Source organism: Thioalbus denitrificans (assembly GCF_003337735.1).
Taxonomy (GTDB): Bacteria; Pseudomonadota; Gammaproteobacteria; order DSM-26407; family DSM-26407; genus Thioalbus; species Thioalbus denitrificans.
This window is the reverse complement of record NZ_QPJY01000012.1, coordinates 12,571-33,504: the sequence shown is the minus strand read 5'-3', so window position 1 is coordinate 33,504 and position 20,934 is coordinate 12,571. Positions and strand designations below refer to the sequence as shown.

Here is a 20,934-nt window from a genome sequence, read left to right as displayed (position 1 = left end):
CAGGTGACTGGCAACCGGCAACTATTTCTTGCGCCAGGTCACCGCGTAGAGATCCGTGCGCCGGTCACGCAGGTTGCGCACGCTGCCCTGCTCGCGCAGCTCCTTGAGCTTCTCCAGGTTGAGATCGGCGATGAGGGTCATCTCCGTGTTCGGGGTGGCCTCGGCGGCGATGGCGTCGTGGGGGAAGGCGTAGTCGGAGGGGGTGAAGATGGCCGCCTGGGAGTACTGGATGTCCATGTTCTCCACGTTGGGCAGGTTGCCCACGCTGCCGGAGATGACCACGTAGCACTCGTTCTCGATGGCGCGTGCCTGGGCGCAGCGGCGCACCCGTTCGTAGGCGTTCTTGGTGTCGGTCCAGTAGGGCACGAAGAGGATGGTCATGCCCTGGTCGGTGAGGATGCGCGGCAGCTCGGGAAACTCCACGTCGTAACAGATGAGGATGCCCACCCGGCCAACGTCGGTTTCGAACACCCGCAGCGAGTCGCCGCCCGTGAGGCCCCAGTAGGCGCGCTCGTCGGGGGTGATGTGCAGCTTGTACTGGGCGTCCCAGGTGCCGTCGCGGCGACACAGGCAGGAGACGTTGTAGAGCTGCTGGTCCCGGTACTCGGGCATGCTGCCGGCGATGATGTTGATGTTGTAGGCGAGCGCCAGGCGCACCATCTCCTCGCGCACCCGCTCGCTGTAGGCGGCGAGATCGCGGATCGCCTGGGCGGGGTTCTCCTGGTTGAACTGGGCCATCAGCGGGGCGTTGAAGAACTCCGGGAAGAGCACGAAGTCGGACTGGTAGCCGGCCACCGCGTCGACGAAGAATTCCACCTGCTTCAGCAGCTCCTCGAGGGACTCCGCCGGGCGCATCTGCCACTGCACGGCGCCCACCCGCACCTCGCTTTTGACCGCGCCGATGAGCGGCGCCTTCTCCTCGTAGTAGATGTTGATCCACTCCAGCAGGGTGGCGTAGGCGTGGGACTCCTTGTCGGTGGGCTCGTAGCCGGTGATGAGCTTGCGCACGTGGAAGTCGTTGGCCAGCTGGAAGCTGAGGATGGGATCGCGGATCTCGTGGCGCTTCACCTGCTCGATGTACTCCGCCGGGCTCAGGCGCTCGGCGTGCTTGCGGTACCCGGGGATGCGTCCGCCGGCCACGATGCGGCGCAGGTTGAGCCGCTCGCACAGCTCCTTGCGGGCGTCGTAGAGACGCCGCCCCAGGCGCAGGTCGCGGTAGTCCGGGTGGACGAAGATGTCCACGCCGTAGAGCGTGTCGCCGTTGGGGTCGTGGGTGGTGAGATAGCCGTTGCCGGTGATCTCGCGGTAGGTGTGGCTGTCGCCGTAGCGCTTGTAGTCCACGACCAGGCTGATGGCCGCGGCCACCACCTTGCCGTTGTCCTCGATGCAGATCTGGCCCTCGGGAAACCGGGTGATCTGGGAGGTGAACTGCTCCCGGCTCCAGGCCCCGCCCAGGGCGCCCGGATAGACGAGATCCATGATCTCGCGGATGTCCTCGTAGTCCTCGGGGCGGGTGTTGCGCAGGATGAGCTTGTGCTCGGGGCTCTTCTTCTGGCGTTTCTTCGCCGGGCGGGGGCGCTGCCTGCTCTTCTTGCTGGTGTCCTTGGCCATGGTGAAGTCCGCTGCGGGGAGGGATTCGGGGCGTCGTACGCGCTCAGACTATAGCAGAACGGCGCGGCGGCGCAGCCACCAGGGCGCCCGTCCGACCGCTTCCCGGCGCGGTGGCCGACCGGCCGGGGATCAGCTGTCTCCGTGGGCGGTGGCGGCGTCGCGGTCGAGCTCCTCCACCTGCTTCGCCTCCGGGTTGGGGTAGCGGTTCACCACCCAGGGGGGCAGGCGGCTCTGGCTGGCCCGGTGCAGGGTCTCGGATTCCATGATGATGAGCACCAGCATGGTCACCATGACGGGCAGGATGCCCAGGCCGCCGATGAGGGCGAAGATGGCCTCCCGCATCATGCCGAGGTAGGTGTGGCCCAGCCAGCCGAGGAGGCTGACCATGCCCAGCAGGCCGAGCATGACGATGAAGATGCGGCTGCGGCGGGCGGCGATCTGCCAGTGGCAGGCCACGAACCAGGGATCGCGCCGCAACGAGCGGCGGGCGCGCCAGAGGGTGTAGACGAGGGAGCCTACGGAGACCGTCGGCACGAACAGCATTGCCAAGGGCATCACGCTGTAGGTGCCGAGGGCGGCTACGAACATGAGGATGTGATTGCCGATCAGGTTGGTCAGGAAGATCTCGTGGGGGATCTTCGCCTTGGCCACCTCGGCGGGCGGGATGTCGAACAGCACGGAGGGTCTCCTCGCATCGGCAGGATGCTTTATTACCTTCTGGTTATGGACGCGCAAAGATATCACAACCATTGGGAAAATCATCCATTTGCGTCCGCTCACGGCGGTCCCCGGTGCACCCTGGCCGGCACGTGCTAAGTTTAAGTGGACAGCCCGCGGTGCCCTGGCGAATGGATTGGGCAGGAGGTTCCGGGATGCGCGACAACCGAGCGAAATACTGCGTGGGGCAGGTGGTGCATCACCGCCTGTTCGACTACCGTGGCGTCGTCGTGGACGTGGATCCCGAATTCCTGGGGGAGGGCCCGTGGCTGGACGAGATGGTGCGTACCCGGCCGCGCAAGGATCAGCCCTGGTACCGGGTGCTGGTGGATGAGGCGGACGCCGAGAGCTACGTGGCCGAAGGGAACCTGGAGCCCGACGACAGCGGCGAACCGGTGGACCATCCGGGGGTCGCCGCCTACTTCAAGGAGTTCCGCGGCGGCGTCTACACCCGCCGCGAGGCGCTGAACTGATGTGAAACATCCCCCCCTGCGGCCGCCAGGGCCCCACCCTCCTTGCGGGTGCTCCCGCCCTCGCGCCCGATGGGCGGTTCCCGAGCCCCGGGTCAGCTGAAATCGAAGCGCTTCTCCACCCGGAGGTCCGGGTTGATGACTCCCCGCCGGTAGAGGTTGTCGCGCAGGGTGCGGAAGACCTGGGCTTCAGTGTCGGCGTTGGCGAAGGGGAAGGTCCAGCGGCCGGGCCGGGTTTCGTCGTCGATATGGTTCCAGAACAGGTTCAGTACCCGCAGCCCCTCTTCACGGCGGGGCAGCTGATCGTCGTGGTAGGCGGTGGTTGTCGCCAGGCCCAGTTCGTCACCGGACTGACGGTCGGCGGGGCCGTCACCCCGGTGGTAGTAGAGGACGGGGAAGAAGCGGTGGAAGCCCTCCTCGGAGTGGTGGGCGAAGAGATCCTCCAGGCCCCGGTGGATGCCCCGGACGGCGTTCCAGGTGTCATCGTGCTCGCCGATGCCGAAGTGATCGAGCTTGCCGGCGTCGTATCGGGCCTTGTCGTCGTGGCGGTAGATTTCCCGCACGTAGTTGTAGATGACCAGGCTGGCGGAACGCCAGCTGCGCTCGGGGTTGCCCGCCGGATCCACGTAGCCGAGCTCGATGGGCAGGTCGGGCCGCGCCCGGTAGGTTTCGATGAAGCGGACCAGTTCGCCGCGGAAACGATCCACATCGTCCTGGAAGCGGGGGTGTTCGTGCAGAAAGTCCGCGTCGCCCAACTGGGGGAAGGCCTCTTCCACCGGCTTCAGGTCGGCCGGCCGGATGAAGCCGAGCTCGCCGTTGCCGGTGATCAGGTAGAAGCCCTCGATACCCTGGTACTTCCTTGCGAACTGCTGGGTGGGGTTTGGCTCGCTCACGGGATACTCCTGTCCGCCATTGCGTTCGCGTCCACTGCGACAGTCCATCCGCCGGAGGCGTTCCCTGTCCCGGCACATTGTTGTAAGGCAAGGATAACCCGCCCGGAGGCAGGGTCAAACAGGAGCCGTCCCGGGTGGAGATGGCGCCGGGCGCTCAGTGATCCTGGTGGGAGAATACCGGGAGCGCCAGGTTCCAGCGGATGGCCGAGAGGCGCAGCCCCAGGGTGACGATCATGGCCACCAGGATGGCGGCGGGATGGTCCGGCAGAAACGGGTGGAGCAGCACGTAGACCGCGGCGCCGCACAGGGATGCGGTGGCGTAGATCTCGCGGCGCAGGATGAGGGGGATCTCGCCGGAGAGCACGTCGCGGATCATGCCGCCCACCACCCCGGTCATGATGCCCATCATCACCGCGACCCCGGGGCCCACGCCGAGGCTCAGCGCCTTCTGGGCGCCGATGATGGTGAACACGGCCAGACCGAAGGCGTCCGCCGTGCGCAGCAGGCCCCGCGGGCGACGGCGGATGCGCGCCAGGGCGAAGGTCAGAATGGAGGCGGCGGTGGCCACGGTGATGTAGAGCGAATCGCCGATCCAGAACACGGGGTCGGCGCCGAGCACCAGGTCGCGCAGGGTGCCGCCGCCGATGGCGGTGACCAGCGCCAGCACCACGACACCGAAGAGGTCCATCTGTTTGCGGCCGGCCACCAGCGCGCCGGTCACGGCGAACACGGCGGTGCCGAAGAGATCGAGCAGGTAGATGATGTTCAAGGCGAGGGGTCCGTCGCTACGGGCGCCGCCCGGATTCGCGGCGGCGCAGTTTACCACAGGCGGAGCCGCGGGCGCGGCTGGATCTCGACGGCGGCCGGCGGGGCCTGAATCCCGTCGCCGGGCAGGGTTCAGGCCGCCTCCGGCAGGTTGCGCGGGGCTCAGGGAAAGCGGCCCGCGCCGATGAAGTGGCGGTGCCAGTAGCTGTCGTCCAGGCTGGCGTAGGAGACCCGCTTGCCGGAGGAAGGCGCGTGCACGAATTCGCCGCGCCCGGTGTAGATGCCCACGTGGAGTGCCTTCTGGCGGGGCAGGGCGAAGAAGACGAGGTCGCCGGGACGGATTCGTCCGGGCGCGACCGGCCGGGCGGCCAGGTACTGGCTGTCGGCGGTGCGGGGGACCCGCAGACCGGCCTGGCGGTAGCTGAAGCTCACCAGTCCGCTGCAGTCGAAGCCGCGGGCGGGGTTCGAGCCGCCGTAGCGGTAGGGAGTGCCCACCTGGCTGGCGGCGATATCGGCCACCGGCGAGCCGGTGGGGCCGTGATCCGCGCGCCTGGGCACGCTGCCGCAGCCGCCGAGACCGAGCAGCGCCGGCAGCATCACCACCAGCAGGAGCAGGGCGGGGGAGACGGTCCGCCCGGCAGTCACGGTGTCCGTATCCATGGACATCATCATAGGGTTTCGGGCGGCTGTTGCAAGGCGCCGGCGGGCGGAGGAGGGCGTACGGGGGCCATCGCCCCGGAACCCGCCGCCCGGCTCAACCGGCCAGCACACCCTGGCGGGCGAACAGCGCCAGCAGCCGGTCGCAATTGGCCGCCACCCGTTCGCGCAGCCGTTCCGGGCGGGATGTCCCGGCCTCGGGATTGGGCAGCGCGCCGGCGTGGATATCGGCCAGCAGCGCGTCCACCAGCGCGTCACGGTCCCGCGTTCCATCGAGATGGTGCACCAGCCGGCGGGCGAACCCGTCGAGCCCCACGGTGGCGTGGCGGACGGTGGCGAGGTGTGCGCCGCCGGCGGCCTGGAGCCGGGCCAGGGCCGTTGCCGCGGGGCGGGCGGGGACCGTGCGCGGGAACCGGCGCGCCCGCGGTTCGGCCCGCACCGCGCCGTGGGCGAGGAGGCTGAACAACTCGCCGGCCAGGTGCTCGGCCTGGGCGGCGAGGCGCGCGTCACCGTCGCGGGCCACCAGGGTCCGGGCGGCGGACAGCAGCGCCGGCAACGCCACGCTGTCCGGGTGCACCGCGCCGAGGTGGGCCAGCGCCGCCTTGGTCAGGGGGTGGGAGGCGCCGAAGCGCTCGCCGCCGGGGGTGGTGAACGACTGCTCCTTGGCCCGGCGCAGGTCGATCTTGCGCGGCGGCGCGAGGTCGGCGTGGAAGGCGAATCCATCCAGCTGCTCCAGGCCCAGCTCGCGGACGAGGGAGGCGTCCGCGCGGCACAGCAGGCTCTTGCGGAAGCTGCGGCTGCGGATGAAGTCCATGTACTGCTCCTGCTCCTCCAGCTCCCCGAGACCCTCCAGCAGCTCCGCGGCCCGCTCGCCGAGGGTGGTGGGGAAGAGGGTATGCAGCTCCGCGTCGGCCAGGTACTGCAACCCGTGCCGCGCGGCCCGTGCGATGAAGGTGGAGAACAGCTGCGGCTCGTTGAAGGTTTCGAGGTACTCGTGGTAGAGGTAGCTCGGGTGGGCCGTGCGCAGGCGGGCGATCTCCTCGCGCATGAAGCGCGCGCTCAGGGCCTCCAGGCCGGTCGTCGCCGTGTCCAGGAATGCCAGCAGGTCATGGGCGCCCTGCAGCCGCAGGGCGGGATCGTCCACCCCCCGCACATGATGCAGCAGCATGTCCCGCAGCATCCCCTTCATGCGCCAGCCGGGGAGGGTGTTGTAGCTGATGTAGGCCACCCCATTGGGCGCCAGGAGCTCCCCGCACAGTGCCAGCAGCCGCTCGCGCACCGGCTCCGGCACCCACGAGTAGACCCCGTGGGCGATGATGTAGTCGAAGCGATCCGCTCCGGCGTCGAAGGTCAGGATGTCGCCCTGACGGATCTCGATGTTGCCCAACCCGAGGGCGCGGACCGAGTCCGCCCCCTCGGCGGCCTGGCGGGCGGAGAGCTCGAGGCCGAGGAAGGTGCTCTCCGGCAGGTTCCAGGCCAGCGGAACCAGGTTGCCGCCCGAGGCGCAGCCCAGCTCCAGCACCCGGCAGCGGTCGGGGTCAGCGGTCTCCAGCCCGAACAGCCGGCCGATGACCGCCAGGTGCCCGGGGTGGGTGTCGGTGAGGGGTGTACTTTCGTAGGGGACGGCGTCGTAACTGTCCATGGCGGCACCCGTTGTCGGCATCCGCCGGATTCTGCGGCCGTTGGCGGCGGACGTCCAGCCTTGGCCGCGCCGCGCCTCAGCGGCCGATGAACTCCTCGATGAGGTTCACCGGCACCGCGCCCACCTGCTGGGCCACCAACTCCCCGGCGGGGTTGTAGATGAGGAAGGTGGGGGTCCCGGCGAACGGCCGGCCCGCCAGTTGCCGGTACAGGCCCGCCACGTCGGCGGGCTCGCCGATGAGGTTCGGGAAGATCACCTCGTGGCGGCGGATGAAGTCCCGCGCCGCGTCCTGCCTCGCCGCGCCGTCCAGGGAGATGCCGAGCACACGGGCGTCGCTGTCCGAGTGAAAGGTGTGGAAGTCGTTGTACTGGTGCACCTCGGCATTGCAGACGGGGCAGTCCGAGGCCCATAGCATCACCACCAGCCACCGCTCCTGACCGGTGAAATCCCCGATCCGGGCCGGGTTGCCGTCGAAGTCCCGCAGCCCCGCAGCGGCTGCTGTGCCGCCGGCGCCGAGCAGGAACATTCCGAGCAGCAGCCAGAGTGTCGTGGGGAGCGGTTTGCGCATGGGGGTATCCTCGCATCGGCGGTATCGGTGCCGGCGGTGCGCCGGTGCTGTCTCTGCTTGTGAGCCCGGTTCGACCGGCAAGTTCCCTGGCCAGGACGGGGAACGGGCTGTAAGTCGGACCCGGGCACGGGGTAAGATGCGGGTCGCGCAGCGCTTGGCCACCTCCCCGCGCGAGGCGCGGCCGTTCCGGGATCGGTCGCCGCCGCGGGTGGCACAGGCATTCCTGCTCTTGAGACAACCCATCGGGACGCCGAGTCATGAAACCCGTCCGCATCTTTCGCCACATCGCCTGCGAGCCGCCCGGCTACCTGGGGGATTTTCTGCGCGCCCGGGGCATTCCCTTCGAGGTGGTCTGCATCGATGAGGGCCAGACCGTGCCCACGGACCTGGATGGCGTCTCGGGGCTGGTGTTCATGGGCGGGGCCGGGAGCGTGCATGACCCCCACGCCTGGATCGCCGAGGAGATCGCCCTCATCCGCCGGGCGGTGGCGGAGGCGGTGCCGGTGCTCGGGGTCTGCCTGGGCGGTCAGTTGATGAGCGTCGCCCTCGGCGGCGAGGTCACCCGTGCGCCGGCCATGGAGATCGGCTGGCACGAGGTGCGGCAGGTGCCGGGCGCGGGTGCGCGGGACTGGCTGGCCGGGGCGCCGGAGCGGTTCACCGCCTACCACTGGCACGCCTGGACCTTCAGCGTTCCGGAAGGGGCCGAACGGCTGCTGGCGAGCGACTGCACCGACAACCAGGCCTTCGCGCTCGGTCCCCACCTGGCGCTGCAGTTTCACCTGGAGATGACCGCCCCCATGGTGAACGGCTGGGTGCGGCGCTACGGCGGCGACCTGGAGGATGCGCATCCCTGCATCGAGTCCGCGGCGCTGATGACCCGCGGACTGGCGCAGCGGCTCGCCGCCCTGCACCGGGTCTCCGACGCCATCTACGGGCGCTGGCTCGAAGGGGTCGTCGACGCCCGGGCGGCCCGCTCCCGGCGCGCCTGACTCCGATGCCGCTCGGCGCACTGGCCCCGGCGGCGGTGGCGGCCTTCGCCGGCGGGCTGGCCCTCCTGGCGTGGCTGGACTGGCCGCCGGCCGCCGCCGAGCACCTGGTGCTGGCGGTCGGCATCCTGCCCCTGATCCTGGCCGCGATGGCCTATTTCACCCCGGTGCTCACCCGTGGCGCCGCCCCCGGGCGCGCGCTGGCCTGGATTCCGCTGCTCGCCCTCGCCGGCGGGGCGTGGGTGTTCCTGGCCCTGCTCCTGGCGCCCCCGGCTTTCCATCCCGCGGCCCTGCCGGCGCTGGCGGCGGCTGCGGCCCTGGCCGGCTGGATGCGGCGTCGGGCCCGGGCCGGTCTCGGTGCGCCCCACCCGTGCCTGTCCTGGTACCTGGCGGCGCTCGCCTGCCTGGGGCTGGCGCTGCTGGCCATACTCGCCACCGCCCTGTTTCCCGATCACTGGCTGGCGCTGAAGCGGCTCCACCTGCACCTCAACCTGCTCGGATTCGTCGGCCTGACCGCCGTGGGCACCCTGCGGGTGCTGCTGCCGACGGCGGGCGGGTATGCCGATCCCTCGGCGGCCGTCGCCCTGCGCCGGGATCTTCGCCTCGCCCTCGGCGGGACGCTGCTGGCGGCGTTCGGCGCGGGCTGGTTTCCGCCCCTGGCCGTCCTGGGCGGGGCGTTGTGGAGCGTGCCGCTGGGGCGCTTCCTGTGGGGGCTGCTCGGACCCGGCCGGCCGCCCTGGTTCCGCGCCGCGCCGGCGCGGCTGCTCGCGGCGGCACTGCTGGGCTTCACCGCCGCGCTGGCGGCCGGTCTCCTGCACGGGATTGGCGGCTGGGGCACGGACCGTGCCGTGGGCCTGTTCCTGCTCTGGTTCCTTTTCCCCCTCGTCCTGGGGGCGAGCACCCAGTTGCTGCCGGTCTGGTGGGGTGGGGCGGCCGTGGCGCGCCAGGCCGTGCTGCGGGAGCGGCTCGCCCGTGGCGCGTTGCCGCGGCTAGGGCTGCTGCTGGCGGCGGGAGCCCTGTGGGCGGCGGGCAGCGGGCTGGGCTGGCGCCTGGGGCTGCTCGCGCTGCTCTGGCACCTGGGCCGGGTGCTGCACACCCGCCTGTTCCTGCGGCGCCTGGACCGGGCTGCCGCCTAGGCCGGCCCGCGGTTCTGAAGGGCGATTTGTGGGCCAAGGGCAGGCCCCAGGCATCCTGAAACGCAACGGGCCCGCACGGCGCAAGCCGTGCGGGCCCGGGCGGGTCGACCGGGTTCAGGCCCGGTCAGGCCGCGTCTCCCGGCTTACCACCAGGGGCCGCCGCCCCACGGACCACCCCACGGACCACCCCAGGGGCCACCGCCCCAGGGACCGCCATAGTAGGGATAGCCGCCCCACGGGCCGCCATAGTAGGGGTAGCCGCCCCACGGGCCGCCGTAGTAGGGGTAGCCGTAGACCGACGCCCCGTAGCCGTACAGATAGGGATCGGCGCCGATCAGAGCATCGTCCCAGGCCGTCAGGGCTTCACGCTCCTTCTCGGCCTGCTCGCGCATGGCCTCCTGGCGCTGCTCCATGGCCTGGCGGCGGGTTTCGCTCCAGGGATTGTCCCAGTAGCGCCGGGCGTCGCGATCCCGGTCACGGGCTTCGCGCATGGCTTCCATCCGTTCGCGGCGATCCGCGCGGCTCATGCCGGGCCGGACGGGATAGGCCGGAGCCACGGCCTGCGGCGCGGCGGCGGCCGCGGGGGCCTGCTCGGATTTGGCGGCCTCCTCGGCGAATGCGACACCGGCGCCGAGGGCCATGGCGACGGCCGTCGCCAGGATGGTGGATTGAACCGACTTGTTGTTCAACATGGCAGTCTCCCTCTTGTTATTCCCACCTGGCCGTTCCGATGCGGCGATCGGGACGGCCACCCAGAAAAGATAGCGCAGGTCCTGATTCGACATGCAAACCATCTTCTTCTGGACAAAAGATTAGTACATGCTAATATTATGTTGCAAGCCCCCATCGCACCGAATCACAGGTTAAAACGGAGCGTATGCAGGCGCTTGTAGGACGCCCGGTGGCTGTGTTTAACTGAGGGCACAAGAACGAGCTCCCGATGATGCCGCCGTCGGCAGACGAACGAAGGGCGGTATTTTTCACCACCGCTTCCAGCAAGGGCGGCAAGGACCCGACGCAGAGCTGTACAGGCGCACAGGCCCGAACCACGGGGCAGTGAACTGCAATCGCACTCCCGCCCCGAGCCCTGTCCTTTCTCTTATTGTCCGCTTTTCCGAACTGTCCGGTACGCCGGCAGACGATGAACGTGCTCCCGCGTTCATTCGGCCTCAGCAGGATCCGGGAGCAACCGGCCCGATGGGCCAGATAAATCCAATGTTCGAGGAGATGAAATAATGAAAAAGATTATCAGGACTGCCCTCATTGCCGCCGCCCTTGGTGCCGTGGCCGCTCCGCTGTCTTCGGCCCAGGCCTGGTGGGGCCCCGGTTATGGCGGCGGACCCTGGAACGGCATGGGTGACGGCTGGGGCGACATGGACTTCTCCATGCGCGGCTCCGGTTCCGGTTCCGGCTATGGCCGTGGCTACGGCTATCCCTATGGCGGCTACGGCCCCTACGGCTATGGCGCGCCCTACGGCTACGGCGCCCCCTACGGCGGCTACGGCGCTCCTTACGGCGGCTACGGTGCCCCCTATGGTGCCCCGTATGGCGCTCCCTACGGCTATGGCGCCCCGGTGGCTCCGGCCGCTCCGGCCGCTCCGGCACAGCAGTAAGCTGTAACCGGTCTGAAAACGGGCCCGCACCGGAAGGTGCGGGCCCGTTTTTTTTTTGACCCGACCGACCACGGTCGCGGCAATCAGCCTTCCGGTTTCCCGCCCGCGGGCAGCAGGTGGCGGACCAGGTTCACCCAGTAGGCGACGCCCGTGGGAATGGCCGCGTCGTTGAAGTCGTAGCCGGGGTTGTGCAGCGCCCGTCCGTCGGTGCCGTTGCCGATGACCACGTAGGCGCCCGGACGCGCCCGGAGCATCCAGCCGAAGTCCTCGGCGCCCATGGTGGGCGGCAGGTCCGTGCGGACGTTGTCGGGACCCACCGTCGCCAGCATCGCCTCCAGGGCCAGGTTCGCCTCCCGTTCGCTGTTGACGGTGGAGGGGTAGCGGCGTTCGTAGCCGAGGCGCGCGCCCAGGCCGTGGGCCGCGGCGATGCCCTCGGCCAGCTGGCGCATGGACTGCTCGATGAGATCCTGGATCTCGGTCTTGAACGCCCGGGTGGTCCCGGCGAGGGTGACCCGCTCGGGGATGACGTTGGTGGTGTGGCCGCCGTGGATGCGGGTGACGCTGATGACCGCCGACTCGATGGGGTCCACCTGGCGGCTGACGATGCCCTGCCAGGCGGTGATGATGTGCGCCGCGGCGAGGATGGGATCCCGGGCCTTGTGGGGGTAGGCGCCGTGGCCGCCCAGCCCGGTCAGGGTCAGCTCGAAGAAATCCGCCGAGGCCATCACCGGTCCGCTGCGCACGCCCATCCTGCCCAACTCCAGGCCGGGCATGTTGTGCATGCCGAACACGGCCTCCACCGGGAAGCGCTCGAACAGCCCCTCTTCCACCATGCGCCGGCCGCCGGCCACGTTCTCCTCCGCCGGCTGGAAGATGAAGTGCACCACACCGTCGAATTCGGGGCTTGCGGCCAGGCAGCGGGCCGCTCCCAGCAGCATGGTGGTGTGGCCGTCGTGACCGCAGGCGTGCATCTTGCCGGGGCGGGTGGAAGTGTAGGGCAGGCCGCCCGCCTCCTCGAGATCCAGGGCATCCATGTCCGCGCGCAGGCCGATGGCACGGCCGCCTGCGCCGCCGCGCAGGGTGCCCACCACACCGGTGCCGGCCAGTCCGGTGTGCACCTCCAGGCCGCAGCGTTCGAGCTCCTCGGCCACCCGGGCGGCGGTACGGTACTCCTCGAAGGCGGTCTCCGGGTGGGCGTGCAGTTCATGGCGCAGCGCGATGAGCCCGGGCAGCAGGGTCCGGATCCGTTCGCCGGCATCGGTGGTCACGGGCGCCCGCCTCCCGGCAGATCGGTGTCATTGAGGAAAGGGTCCATGGTCTCGGGGCTCCCGCGGGCTGCGTTACCGTCCATGATGCGCATGGGCCGGCTGCACCGCAACGTGTCCGTCCGCCATCCGGTGGCGGTATGATGCTCGGGTACGGTGGCGGAGGTGAGAGAGGCATGCGCATCCTGATCCTGGGGGCCGGTGCGGTGGGGCTGTCGGTGGCCGGCATGCTCTCCCGGGTGGCGACGGTGCACGCGGTGTGCCGGGCGCGCCATGCCCGGACCATCGCCGCGGACGGCTTTTCCATGAGCGGGGTCTGGGGCGAGGCGCGCTTCCGCTTCAGCGCCGCGGAGACGGTGCCGGAGCAGGAGGACTGGGACTATGTCATCGTCGCCTGCAAGTCCACCGACACCCGGGGGCTGGCCGAGCGCTTCGCGCCGGTGCTGGTGGGGCGCGAGGTGGTGAGCCTGCAGAACGGCCTCGGCAACGAGGAGATCCTGGCCGGGTTCACCGACCGGGTCATCGGCGGCACCATCATCACCGGCTTCGAATGGCGCGGCGACGCCCGGGTGCATGTCAGCGTGGAGGCGGGCCCCATCCGCCTGGGCCGTTTCCCGGAGGGGGCGGACCCGGCCGTGGAGGGGCTGGTGGCGCTGTTGCGCGCCGCCGGACTCAAGGCCGGGTCGACGCCCTCCATCCGCGCCGCCCTGTGGGCCAAGACCCTCTACAACTGCGCCCTCAATCCACTCGGCGCGCTGATGGGCGTCGCCTACGGCGCCCTCGCCCATCCCCAGGCCTGGGCCGTCATCGAGGGGATCGTCGCGGAGGCCTGCGCGGTCTGCGCGGCGGATGGGGTGACGCTGCCCTGGCCCGGCGCGGAGGCCTACCTGGAGCATCTGCGCACGGTGCAGCTCCCGGCCACCGCCGATCACCACCCCTCCATGCTGCAGGATCTGCAGCGCGGCCGCCCCACGGAGATCGACTTCCTCAACGGCGCGGTGGCCTCACGGGGCGCGGCGCTGGGGATCCCGACCCCGGTGAACGCCACCCTGGCGCGGCTCATCCGCTTCCGCGAGAGCCTGGGCGGCGGCGTCGCGGGGGAGCCCTGAACCGTGGCCGGCCCCGGCTTTCCTCTCGACGCCTACCTGGAGCGCATCGGCGCCGGGGGACCGTTCGACACCGGCGCGGAGAGCCTGCACCGGCTGCACACCGCCCAGGTCTTCGCCATCCCGTTCGAGAACCTGGACATCCATCTCGGCCGTGACATTTCCCTCGCCCCCGCGGCGCTGGCGGAGAAGCTCATCGGGCGCCGCCGCGGCGGCTACTGCTTTGAGCTGAACGGCCTGCTGTCCCTGGCGCTCGGGGCGCTGGGGCATGCCCCCCGGCCATGCCTGGCGCGGGTGCTGTACGGGCGCCCCGGGCCGGGACCGCGTACCCACCAGGTGCTGCTGCTGGAGCTGGGCGGACGCACCTGGCTGGCGGATGTCGGCTTCGGCGGCCCGGGGCTGCGGGCCCCCATCCCGCTGGAGCCGGGGCGGGTGGATGCCCAGTACGGCGAGCGCTATCGCCTGCGCCGCGATCCGTCGCTGGGCCTGGTGCTGCAGCAGGAGAGCGGGGAGGGGTGGCAGGATCTCTACGCCTTCAGCGCCGAGCTGACCCTGCCGGCGGATATCGACATGGCCAACTTCTTCACCTCCCGCTGGCCGGGGTCGCCGTTCCGCCAGCGCAGGATCTGCGCCCTGGCCATGCCCTCCGGAAGGGTGACCCTGAGCGATTTCGAACTCGCCATCCGCCAGGGCGGGACCCTCCGGCGCGAGACCCTGGAACCGGGACCCGCCTACCTGGAGGCACTCGTCACCCACTTCGGCCTCGAACTCGACGTCGCCTACGACGCTTTCGCGGCGCCGGCCCCGTCGACCCCCTGAAGCGGCCCGGATCCGCGGCGGTTCCAACCGGACCGGTCCCGGGCCGGGGGGCGGACGGCCCGGGACGGCGGACTCATTCCAACTGGCGGGGGGTATCCAGCAGCCAGTCGTTCTCGACCACCACCAGGGCGTTGTCGATGGCGTGACGGGCGATGGCCGGGTCGTGGAACGGCTTCTCCAGGGCGTGGATGGCACTGTCGAGCTGTCCCCGCACATAGTCCACCGGCAGGTAGGTGCTGCTCACGGAGATGCGCTCGGCGGACTGGTCCAGCGCCTGCAGGGCCTCACCCGGCTTGCCGGAGGTGACCGCCTGGCGGGCCTTGTCCACACTGCCGCGCAGGGCCATGGCCTCCTCGGGGGCATACTCTTCCATGGTCTCCAGGCTGGCGTATAGGGGGAGCAGGTCCTGCTCGAAGCGTTGGCTGCGGCCGGCCTTCAGGTCCGTGCGCGCATTCGCCAACTCGCCCATGGCGATCTGCCCGAGGGCCCGGTCGTAGGGGAACAGCAGGTCCATCGCATGGATGATCCGCGTACCGTAGCCCAGTTCGCGCCGGGCTGCGTCCGGGCGGTTGGCATCCAGGTCGGCGCGGGCGCCGCGCAGCTCGCGCACCAGGGCGTGACCGGCGCTGTAGGCGAGATCGGCCAGGGTCGCGTCGCTCCAGGCATGGGATCGGGCCGGGGCGGGGGTTGTGGCGGCGATGCCCTGGGCTCCGGGCAGGATCAGCAGCATGGCCAGGAGCATGGCGCCCGGATGGCGCCGGGGTGTGTTGGGAGCTGAATGCTTCATGACATGTCCTCCGCGGTTGCGCGCGGCCCGGTTCCGGGGAATCGGCGCCGCGATGGGAGCGCCCGGAGCCCCTGCCGGCGGGTTGCCGGGGGACGGACCGGATTCACGCCCTGACCGGGGCAACATCCGGGCCATCATGTCAAGTCATTGAAATCGCGGGCGTTGTAATTCTTTCAGGAGGGAGTGAGGCGGTGGAAATCCCCCGTCGGGGAGTCGGACGGGTGGATATGGGCCACCGCGGCCGGAGGGGATTCCGGCCCGGGACGCCAGCAGGAAGCCATCGGATGCGGAGGAAGTATGCTGACACTTTCGAATAGACAGGATTCACAGGATGAACAGGATTTGGATTGCACCCATTCCGGTAAGCGCGTCCTGCCCATGCCCCGTCCCTTCCCGGAGACCGACACTGGACCGGGAGCTTTAATCTGTAAATCCTGTAAATCCTGTAAATCCTGTCCAGTAAAATGTCTTAGCGTCCTGCGTGGCGGATGCCCGGCGCGGGTCAGCCGAGCTGGCTGACGTCGCGCACGCCGCCGCGGGCGGCGGAGGTGGTCATGGCGGCGTAGGCCTTCAGCGCCGCGGAAACCTTGCGCTCGCGGTCCGGCTTCCAGGCGCCGGCGCCCTTGGCCTCCATGGCCGCGCGGCGCTCCGCGAGCACCGCCTCGTCCACCGCCAGGCGGATGGAGCGGTTGGGGATGTCGATCTCGATGGTGTCGCCTTCCTCCACCAGGCCGATGGCGCCGCCCTCGGCCGCCTCGGGGGAGGCGTGGCCGATGGACAGCCCGGAGGTGCCGCCGGAGAAGCGCCCGTCGGTGATGAGGGCGCAGGCCTTGCCCAGCCCCTTGGACTTGAGGTAGGAGGTGGGGTAGAGCATCTCCTGCATGCCCGGCCCGCCGCGCGGCCCCTCGTAGCGGATCACCACCACGTCCCCGGCCACGATCCGGTTGCCGAGGATCGCCTCCACCGCCGCCTCCTGGCTTTCGAACACCCGGGCGGGACCGGCGAACTGGAGAATGCTCTCGTCCACGCCGGCGGTCTTCACGATGCAGCCCTCCTCGGCGAGGTTGCCGTAGAGCACCGCCAGCCCGCCGTCCTGGCTGTAGGCGTGCTCCCGGTCACGGATGCAGCCGTTCTCGCGGTCCAGGTCCAGCGCCGGGAAGCGGCGATCCTGGCTGAAGGCGACTTGGCTGGGCACGCCGCCCGGGGCGGCCCTGTAGAAGTCGTGGCGCTTGGCGTCGGTGGTGAGGCGCACGTCCCACAGGGCGATGGCTTCGGCCAGGTTGGCGGAGTGCACCGTCCTCGCCTCGCGGTTGAGCAGCCCGGCACGGTCCATCTCGCCGAGGATGGCCATGATGCCGCCGGCCCGGTGCACGTCCTCGATGTGGTACTTCTGGGTGGCGGGGGCCACCTTGCACAGGTTGGGCACCTTGCGCGACAGGCGGTCGATGTCGGCCATGGTGAAGTCGACCTCCGCCTCCTGGGCGGCGGCCAGCAGGTGCAGCACCGTGTTGGTGGAGCCGCCCATGGCGATGTCCAGCGACATGGCGTTCTCGAACGCCGCGAAGGTGGCGATGGAGCGCGGCAGCACCGAGTCGTCGTCCTGCTCGTAGTAGCGCTTCGCCAGCGCCACGATCATGCGCCCGGCCTCGCGGAACAGCCGCTCGCGATCCTTGTGGGTGGCCACCACCGTGCCGTTGCCGGGGAGGCTCAGCCCCAGCGCCTCGGTGAGGCAGTTCATGGAGTTGGCGGTGAACATGCCCGAACAGGAGCCGCAGGTGGGGCAGGCGGAGCGTTCCATCTCCTGCACCTCGCCGTCGCTCACCTTGTCGTCGCCGGCCACGATCATGGCGTCGATGAGATCCACATGGAGCTCCTCGCCGTGCCACTTCACCTTGCCCGCCTCCATGGGGCCGCCGGAGACGAAGATGGCGGGGATGTTGAGGCGCAGCGCCGCGTTCAGCATGCCCGGGGTGATCTTGTCGCAGTTGGAGATGCACACCAGGGCGTCGGCGCAGTGGGCGTTGGCCATGTACTCCACGCTGTCGGCGATGATCTCCCGCGAGGGCAGGGAGTAGAGCATGCCGCCGTGGCCCATGGCGATGCCGTCGTCCACGGCGATGGTATTGAACTCCTTGGCCACGCCGCCGGCAGCCTCGATCTCGCGCGCCACCAGCTGTCCCAGGTCCTTCAGGTGCACGTGCCCGGGGACGAACTGGGTGAAGGAGTTGACCACGGCGATGATGGGCTTGTTGAAGTCGTCGTCCTTCATTCCGGTGGCGCGCCAGAGCGCCCGGGCGCCGGCCATGGTGCGGCCGCGGGTGGTGGTCCAGGAGCGGTAGTTGGGCATGGTGTTTCCTCGTGCGGTTCGACTCGACGGCTCTGCGGAGCAGTGCCCTAGCATAGCAGATGACCCGCCTGGCCGATCCCCCGCCGCGGTCGATCAATCCGCCCGCCGCGCACCATCATGGTGCGTCATGGCGTCCCTGCACCGTCCTGTTCCCCGTGCTGGTGCACGCGCGCCCGCCCCAGGCGCCATCCATCCATGCCCGCGCCGGTTTTTCCCGGCTGGCATGGGCCTTGCTCTGTTCCCGGGACGGAGGCATGGCGGAGGACGGTGACGGATGCGGTGGCGGAGCAGTGACCCATGACGGCCGTGGCCAGGGTGGCGGAGGCGGAGTCCGGCTGGCTGGGAACGCTGACCCTTGGTTTCGAGCGCCGGGGGGAGCGCAGCGTGCTGGCCGAGCGGCGCCACCGCGGCCCGCTGCTGGTGCAGCGCACCTTCCACCCCGAGCCGGGCGTCTGCCACGTCTACCTGCTGCACCCGCCGGGCGGGGTGGTGGGGGGCGACCGCCTGCGGCTGCAGGTGCGGGCCGCCGCGCGCTCCGGGGTGCTGCTGACCGCGCCGGCCGCCGGCAAGTTCTACCGCAGCGGCGGGCCGACCGCGAGCCAGGCGGTACGGCTGGAGCTGGAGGCGGGGGCGGCGCTGGAGTGGCTGCCGCAGGAGAACATCGTCTACGACGGTGCCCGGGTGGAGAGCGGGACCCGGGTGGACCTGGCCGGGGACGCCCGCTTCCTGGGCTGGGAGATCACCTGCCTGGGGCGCCCGGCGGCGGGCGAGGCGTTCGCCCGCGGCCGGCTGCGCCAGCGCCTCGAGCTGTGGCGCAACGGCCGTCCCCTCTACCTGGAGCGGCTCGACCTGGAGGCGGGAACCCCGTTCCAGTCGGCGGCCTGGGGGCTGCGCGGCGCGCCGGTGATCGGCAGCCTCGCCGCCGTCGGCAACGTTGCGGGACTGGATCGGAGCGTGCGGGAGGCGGTGGGCGCGGACGCGCCCGGCGACCTGTTCACTGTCACCCAGCTGGAAGAGGTGCTGGTGTGCCGCTACCTGGGCGGTTCCACCGCGCGCGCCCGGCGCTGTTTCGAGGCCGCCTGGCGGGTGCTGCGCCCGGCGCTGCTGGGGCGGCCGGCGTGCGCGCCGCGGATCTGGAACACCTGAAGCGGGGACCCGCGCCTCCGGGCGGGGCCGGGAACATGAAGAGGAGGAGTGATGGAACTGACGCCACGGGAGAAGGACAAGCTGCTGCTGTTCACCGCGGCCCTGCTGGCCGAGCGGCGCCGTGAGCGGGGACTGAAGCTCAACTACCCGGAGGCGGTGGCCTACATCAGCGCCGCGATCCTGGAAGGGGCCCGCGACGGGCGCAGCGTCGCCGAGCTGATGGACTACGGCCGCACCCTGCTGGGGGCGGATGACGTGATGGAGGGGGTCGCGGCGATGATCCCCGAGGTGCAGGTGGAGGCCACCTTCCCCGACGGCACCAAGCTGGTGACCGTGCACGAGCCCATCGGCTGAGGAGACGGATGATGATTCCAGGCGAAATCGTGGCCGCCGAGGGCGGGATCGAGATCAACGCCGGGCGCCCCACGCTGCGGGTGACCGTGGCCAATACCGGGGACCGGCCCATCCAGGTGGGATCCCACTACCACTTCCACGAGACCAACCCGGCGCTGGCCTTCGACCGCGAAGCCGCCCGCGGCTTCCGGCTCAACATTCCCGCCGGCACCGCCGTGCGCTTCGAGCCGGGGCAGGAGCGGGAGGTGGAGCTGGTGGCCTATGCCGGCCGGAGGCGGGTGTACGGGTTCAACGCCCGGGTGATGGGCGAGCTGGAGGGATGAGGCGGCCATGGTGAGCATCAGCCGGCAGGCCTATGCGGAGATGTACGGCCCCACCGTGGGCGACCGGGTGCGGCTCGCCGACACCGACCTCTGGATCCGGGTGGAGGCGGATCGCACCGTCTACGGCGACGAGGTGAAGTTCGGCGGCGGCAAGGTGATCCGCGACGGCATGGGCCAGTCCCAGGCGCCGAGTGCGGAAACGGTGGACACGGTCATCACCAACGCCCTGATCCTCGACTGGTGGGGCGTGGTGAAGGCGGACATCGGCATCAAGGCGGGGCGCATCGCCGGCATCGGCAAGGCCGGCAACCCCGACACCCAGGCGGGCGTTGACATCGTGGTGGGGCCGGGCACCGAGGCCATCGCCGGCGAGGGCTTCATCGTCACCGCCGGGGGCGTCGACTCCCACATCCACTTCATCTGCCCGCAGCAGGTGGAGGAGGCGCTCATGTCGGGCGTCACCACCATGCTCGGCGGCGGCACCGGTCCGGCCACGGGCACCAACGCCACCACCTGCACCCCGGGCCCCTGGAACCTCCACCGCATGCTGCAGGCGGCCGACGGCCTGCCCATGAACCTCGGCTTCCTCGGCAAGGGCAACGCCAGCCTGCCGCAAGCGCTGGAGGAGCAGGTGCGCGCCGGGGCCATGGGGCTCAAGCTGCACGAGGACTGGGGCACCACGCCGGCGGCCATCGACTGCTGTCTCGGCGTGGCGGACCGCTTCGACGTGCAGGTGGCCATCCACACCGACACCCTCAACGAATCGGGCTTCGTGGAGCAGACCCTGGCCGCCTTCAAGGGCCGCACCATCCACACCTACCACACCGAGGGCGCCGGCGGGGGGCATGCGCCGGACATCATCCGCGCCTGCGGCGAGGCCAACGTGCTGCCGTCCTCCACCAACCCCACCCGACCCTACACGGTGAACACGGTGGACGAGCACCTGGACATGCTCATGGTCTGCCACCACCTGGACCCCAACATCCCCGAGGACGTGGCCTTCGCCGACTCGCGCATCCGCCGCGAGACCATTGCCGCGGAGGACATCCTGCACGATCTCGGCGCCTTCTCCATGATCGCCTCCGACTCCCAGGCCATGGGCCGGGTGGGCGAGGTGATCACGCGCACCTGGCAGACCGCCCACAAGATGAAGGCGCAGCGCGGCAGCCTGAGCGGTGACTCCGCCGGCAGCGACAACCTGCGTGCCCGCCGCTACGTGGCCAAGTACACCATCAACCCGGCCCGCGCCCACGGCATCAGTCACGAGGTGGGGTCGGTGGAGGTGGGCAAGCTGGCGGACCTGGTCCTGTGGCGGCCCGCCTTCTTCGGGGCCAAGCCGCACCTCATCATCAAGGGCGGGCTCATCGCCGCCGCGCCCATGGGCGATCCCAACGCCTCCATCCCCACGCCCCAGCCGGTGCACTACCGGCCCATGTTCGGGGCGCTGGGCGGGGCGCGCCACGCCACCGCGCTCACCTTCGTCTCCGGGGCGGCCCTGGAGGCGGACATCGGCGGCCGGCTGGGGCTGGCCAAGACCGTGGCGGCCGTGCAGGGCTGTCGCACGGTGGGCAAGGTGGACATGGTGCTGAACGACTGGCTGCCGCGCATCGAGGTGGACCCGCAGACCTACGCCGTGCGGGCCGACGGCGAGCTGCTCACCTGCGAGCCGGCCACGGTGCTGCCCCTGGCCCAGCGCTACTTCCTGTTCTAGCCGGGGTCGGCCCCGGGA

Annotated in this window: 21 protein-coding genes; 10 read left to right on the top strand and 11 right to left on the bottom strand. The window is 70.4% G+C overall.

Going from position 1 to position 20,934, the window contains the following annotated elements; translation table 11 throughout:
- Positions 1-21: 21 nt before the first annotated feature.
- Entirely contained in the window at positions 22-1,611 is a 1,590-nt protein-coding gene (locus DFQ59_RS17020) for a bifunctional GNAT family N-acetyltransferase/carbon-nitrogen hydrolase family protein (protein ID WP_114280929.1), read from the bottom strand.
- Between the two features lie 129 nt (positions 1,612-1,740).
- Positions 1,741-2,289: a hypothetical protein gene (locus tag DFQ59_RS17015; protein ID WP_114280928.1), complete on the bottom strand. Its 549-nt coding sequence runs from the start codon at positions 2,287-2,289 to the stop codon at positions 1,741-1,743.
- Positions 2,290-2,483: 194 nt separating this feature from the next.
- On the opposite strand from DFQ59_RS17015, the gene hspQ reads away from it, so the two are divergent.
- Complete coding sequence (hspQ, locus tag DFQ59_RS17010; RefSeq protein WP_114280927.1) at positions 2,484-2,801, top strand: heat shock protein HspQ; 318 nt, start codon at positions 2,484-2,486, stop codon at positions 2,799-2,801.
- Between the two features lie 92 nt (positions 2,802-2,893).
- On the opposite strand, the gene DFQ59_RS17005 is transcribed toward hspQ, so the two are convergent.
- The 5 genes from DFQ59_RS17005 to DFQ59_RS16985 form a co-directional block, all read right to left on the bottom strand.
- The gene (locus tag DFQ59_RS17005) at positions 2,894-3,691 is read right to left on the bottom strand and encodes a hypothetical protein (RefSeq protein WP_114280926.1); all 798 of its coding nucleotides are present in this window, start codon (positions 3,689-3,691) and stop codon (positions 2,894-2,896) included.
- A gap of 154 nt (positions 3,692-3,845) precedes the next feature.
- Positions 3,846-4,460, bottom strand: a complete 615-nt coding sequence (locus DFQ59_RS17000; RefSeq protein WP_245937304.1) for a trimeric intracellular cation channel family protein — start codon at positions 4,458-4,460, stop codon at positions 3,846-3,848.
- Positions 4,461-4,618: 158 nt separating this feature from the next.
- The gene (locus DFQ59_RS16995; protein ID WP_170142207.1) at positions 4,619-5,116 is read right to left on the bottom strand and encodes a C40 family peptidase; all 498 of its coding nucleotides are present in this window, start codon (positions 5,114-5,116) and stop codon (positions 4,619-4,621) included.
- A gap of 94 nt (positions 5,117-5,210) precedes the next feature.
- Positions 5,211-6,755 (bottom strand): methyltransferase regulatory domain-containing protein, encoded by a 1,545-nt coding sequence (locus tag DFQ59_RS16990; RefSeq protein ID WP_170142206.1) that lies wholly within the window; start codon positions 6,753-6,755, stop codon positions 5,211-5,213.
- A 76-nt stretch (positions 6,756-6,831) separates the two neighbouring features.
- A complete protein-coding gene (locus DFQ59_RS16985; RefSeq protein ID WP_170142205.1) occupies positions 6,832-7,323 on the bottom strand; it encodes a peroxiredoxin family protein in 492 nt (163 codons plus the stop codon).
- 257 nt (positions 7,324-7,580) lie between these two features.
- On the opposite strand from DFQ59_RS16985, the gene DFQ59_RS16980 reads away from it, so the two are divergent.
- Both DFQ59_RS16980 and DFQ59_RS16975 read left to right on the top strand, forming a co-directional pair.
- Positions 7,581-8,312, top strand: a complete 732-nt coding sequence (locus DFQ59_RS16980; RefSeq protein ID WP_114280922.1) for a type 1 glutamine amidotransferase — start codon at positions 7,581-7,583, stop codon at positions 8,310-8,312.
- Between the two features lie 5 nt (positions 8,313-8,317).
- A complete protein-coding gene (locus DFQ59_RS16975; RefSeq protein WP_114280921.1) occupies positions 8,318-9,445 on the top strand; it encodes a hypothetical protein in 1,128 nt (375 codons plus the stop codon).
- A 143-nt stretch (positions 9,446-9,588) separates the two neighbouring features.
- Here the strand turns inward: DFQ59_RS16975 and DFQ59_RS16970 are convergent, their stop codons facing one another.
- On the bottom strand, positions 9,589-10,137 hold the full coding sequence (locus DFQ59_RS16970) for a hypothetical protein (protein WP_114280920.1): 549 nt from the start codon (positions 10,135-10,137) through the stop codon (positions 9,589-9,591).
- A gap of 543 nt (positions 10,138-10,680) precedes the next feature.
- On the opposite strand from DFQ59_RS16970, the gene DFQ59_RS16965 reads away from it, so the two are divergent.
- Positions 10,681-11,058: a sulfur globule family protein gene (locus tag DFQ59_RS16965; protein ID WP_114280919.1), complete on the top strand. Its 378-nt coding sequence runs from the start codon at positions 10,681-10,683 to the stop codon at positions 11,056-11,058.
- A gap of 83 nt (positions 11,059-11,141) precedes the next feature.
- On the opposite strand, the gene DFQ59_RS16960 is transcribed toward DFQ59_RS16965, so the two are convergent.
- Positions 11,142-12,326, bottom strand: a complete 1,185-nt coding sequence (locus tag DFQ59_RS16960; protein WP_211314983.1) for a M20 aminoacylase family protein — start codon at positions 12,324-12,326, stop codon at positions 11,142-11,144.
- A gap of 173 nt (positions 12,327-12,499) precedes the next feature.
- Here DFQ59_RS16960 and DFQ59_RS16955 point away from each other — a divergent pair, with 173 nt between their 5' ends.
- Positions 12,500-13,432 (top strand): ketopantoate reductase family protein, encoded by a 933-nt coding sequence (locus DFQ59_RS16955; RefSeq protein WP_114280918.1) that lies wholly within the window; start codon positions 12,500-12,502, stop codon positions 13,430-13,432.
- Between the two features lie 3 nt (positions 13,433-13,435).
- Positions 13,436-14,248 (top strand): arylamine N-acetyltransferase family protein, encoded by an 813-nt coding sequence (locus DFQ59_RS16950; protein ID WP_114280917.1) that lies wholly within the window; start codon positions 13,436-13,438, stop codon positions 14,246-14,248.
- Positions 14,249-14,321: 73 nt separating this feature from the next.
- Here the strand turns inward: DFQ59_RS16950 and DFQ59_RS16945 are convergent, their stop codons facing one another.
- Both DFQ59_RS16945 and ilvD read right to left on the bottom strand, forming a co-directional pair.
- Complete coding sequence (locus DFQ59_RS16945) at positions 14,322-15,035, bottom strand: YfdX family protein (protein ID WP_170142204.1); 714 nt, start codon at positions 15,033-15,035, stop codon at positions 14,322-14,324.
- Positions 15,036-15,537: 502 nt separating this feature from the next.
- Positions 15,538-17,382 carry a dihydroxy-acid dehydratase gene (gene ilvD, locus DFQ59_RS16940; protein WP_114280915.1) on the bottom strand — a complete coding sequence of 615 codons (1,845 nt, stop codon included), beginning with the start codon at positions 17,380-17,382 and terminating at the stop codon, positions 15,538-15,540.
- Positions 17,383-17,679: 297 nt separating this feature from the next.
- On the opposite strand from ilvD, the gene DFQ59_RS16935 reads away from it, so the two are divergent.
- The 4 genes from DFQ59_RS16935 to ureC are packed head-to-tail and all read left to right on the top strand — an operon-like array spanning position 17,680 to position 20,916.
- Entirely contained in the window at positions 17,680-18,528 is an 849-nt protein-coding gene (locus DFQ59_RS16935; RefSeq protein WP_114280914.1) for an urease accessory protein UreD, read from the top strand.
- 51 nt (positions 18,529-18,579) lie between these two features.
- On the top strand, positions 18,580-18,882 hold the full coding sequence (gene ureA / locus DFQ59_RS16930; protein WP_114280913.1) for an urease subunit gamma: 303 nt from the start codon (positions 18,580-18,582) through the stop codon (positions 18,880-18,882).
- Positions 18,883-18,893: 11 nt separating this feature from the next.
- Entirely contained in the window at positions 18,894-19,205 is a 312-nt protein-coding gene (locus DFQ59_RS16925; RefSeq protein ID WP_114280912.1) for an urease subunit beta, read from the top strand.
- 7 nt (positions 19,206-19,212) lie between these two features.
- A complete protein-coding gene (gene ureC, locus DFQ59_RS16920; protein WP_114280911.1) occupies positions 19,213-20,916 on the top strand; it encodes an urease subunit alpha in 1,704 nt (567 codons plus the stop codon).
- The last annotated feature ends 18 nt before the right edge of the window (positions 20,917-20,934 follow it).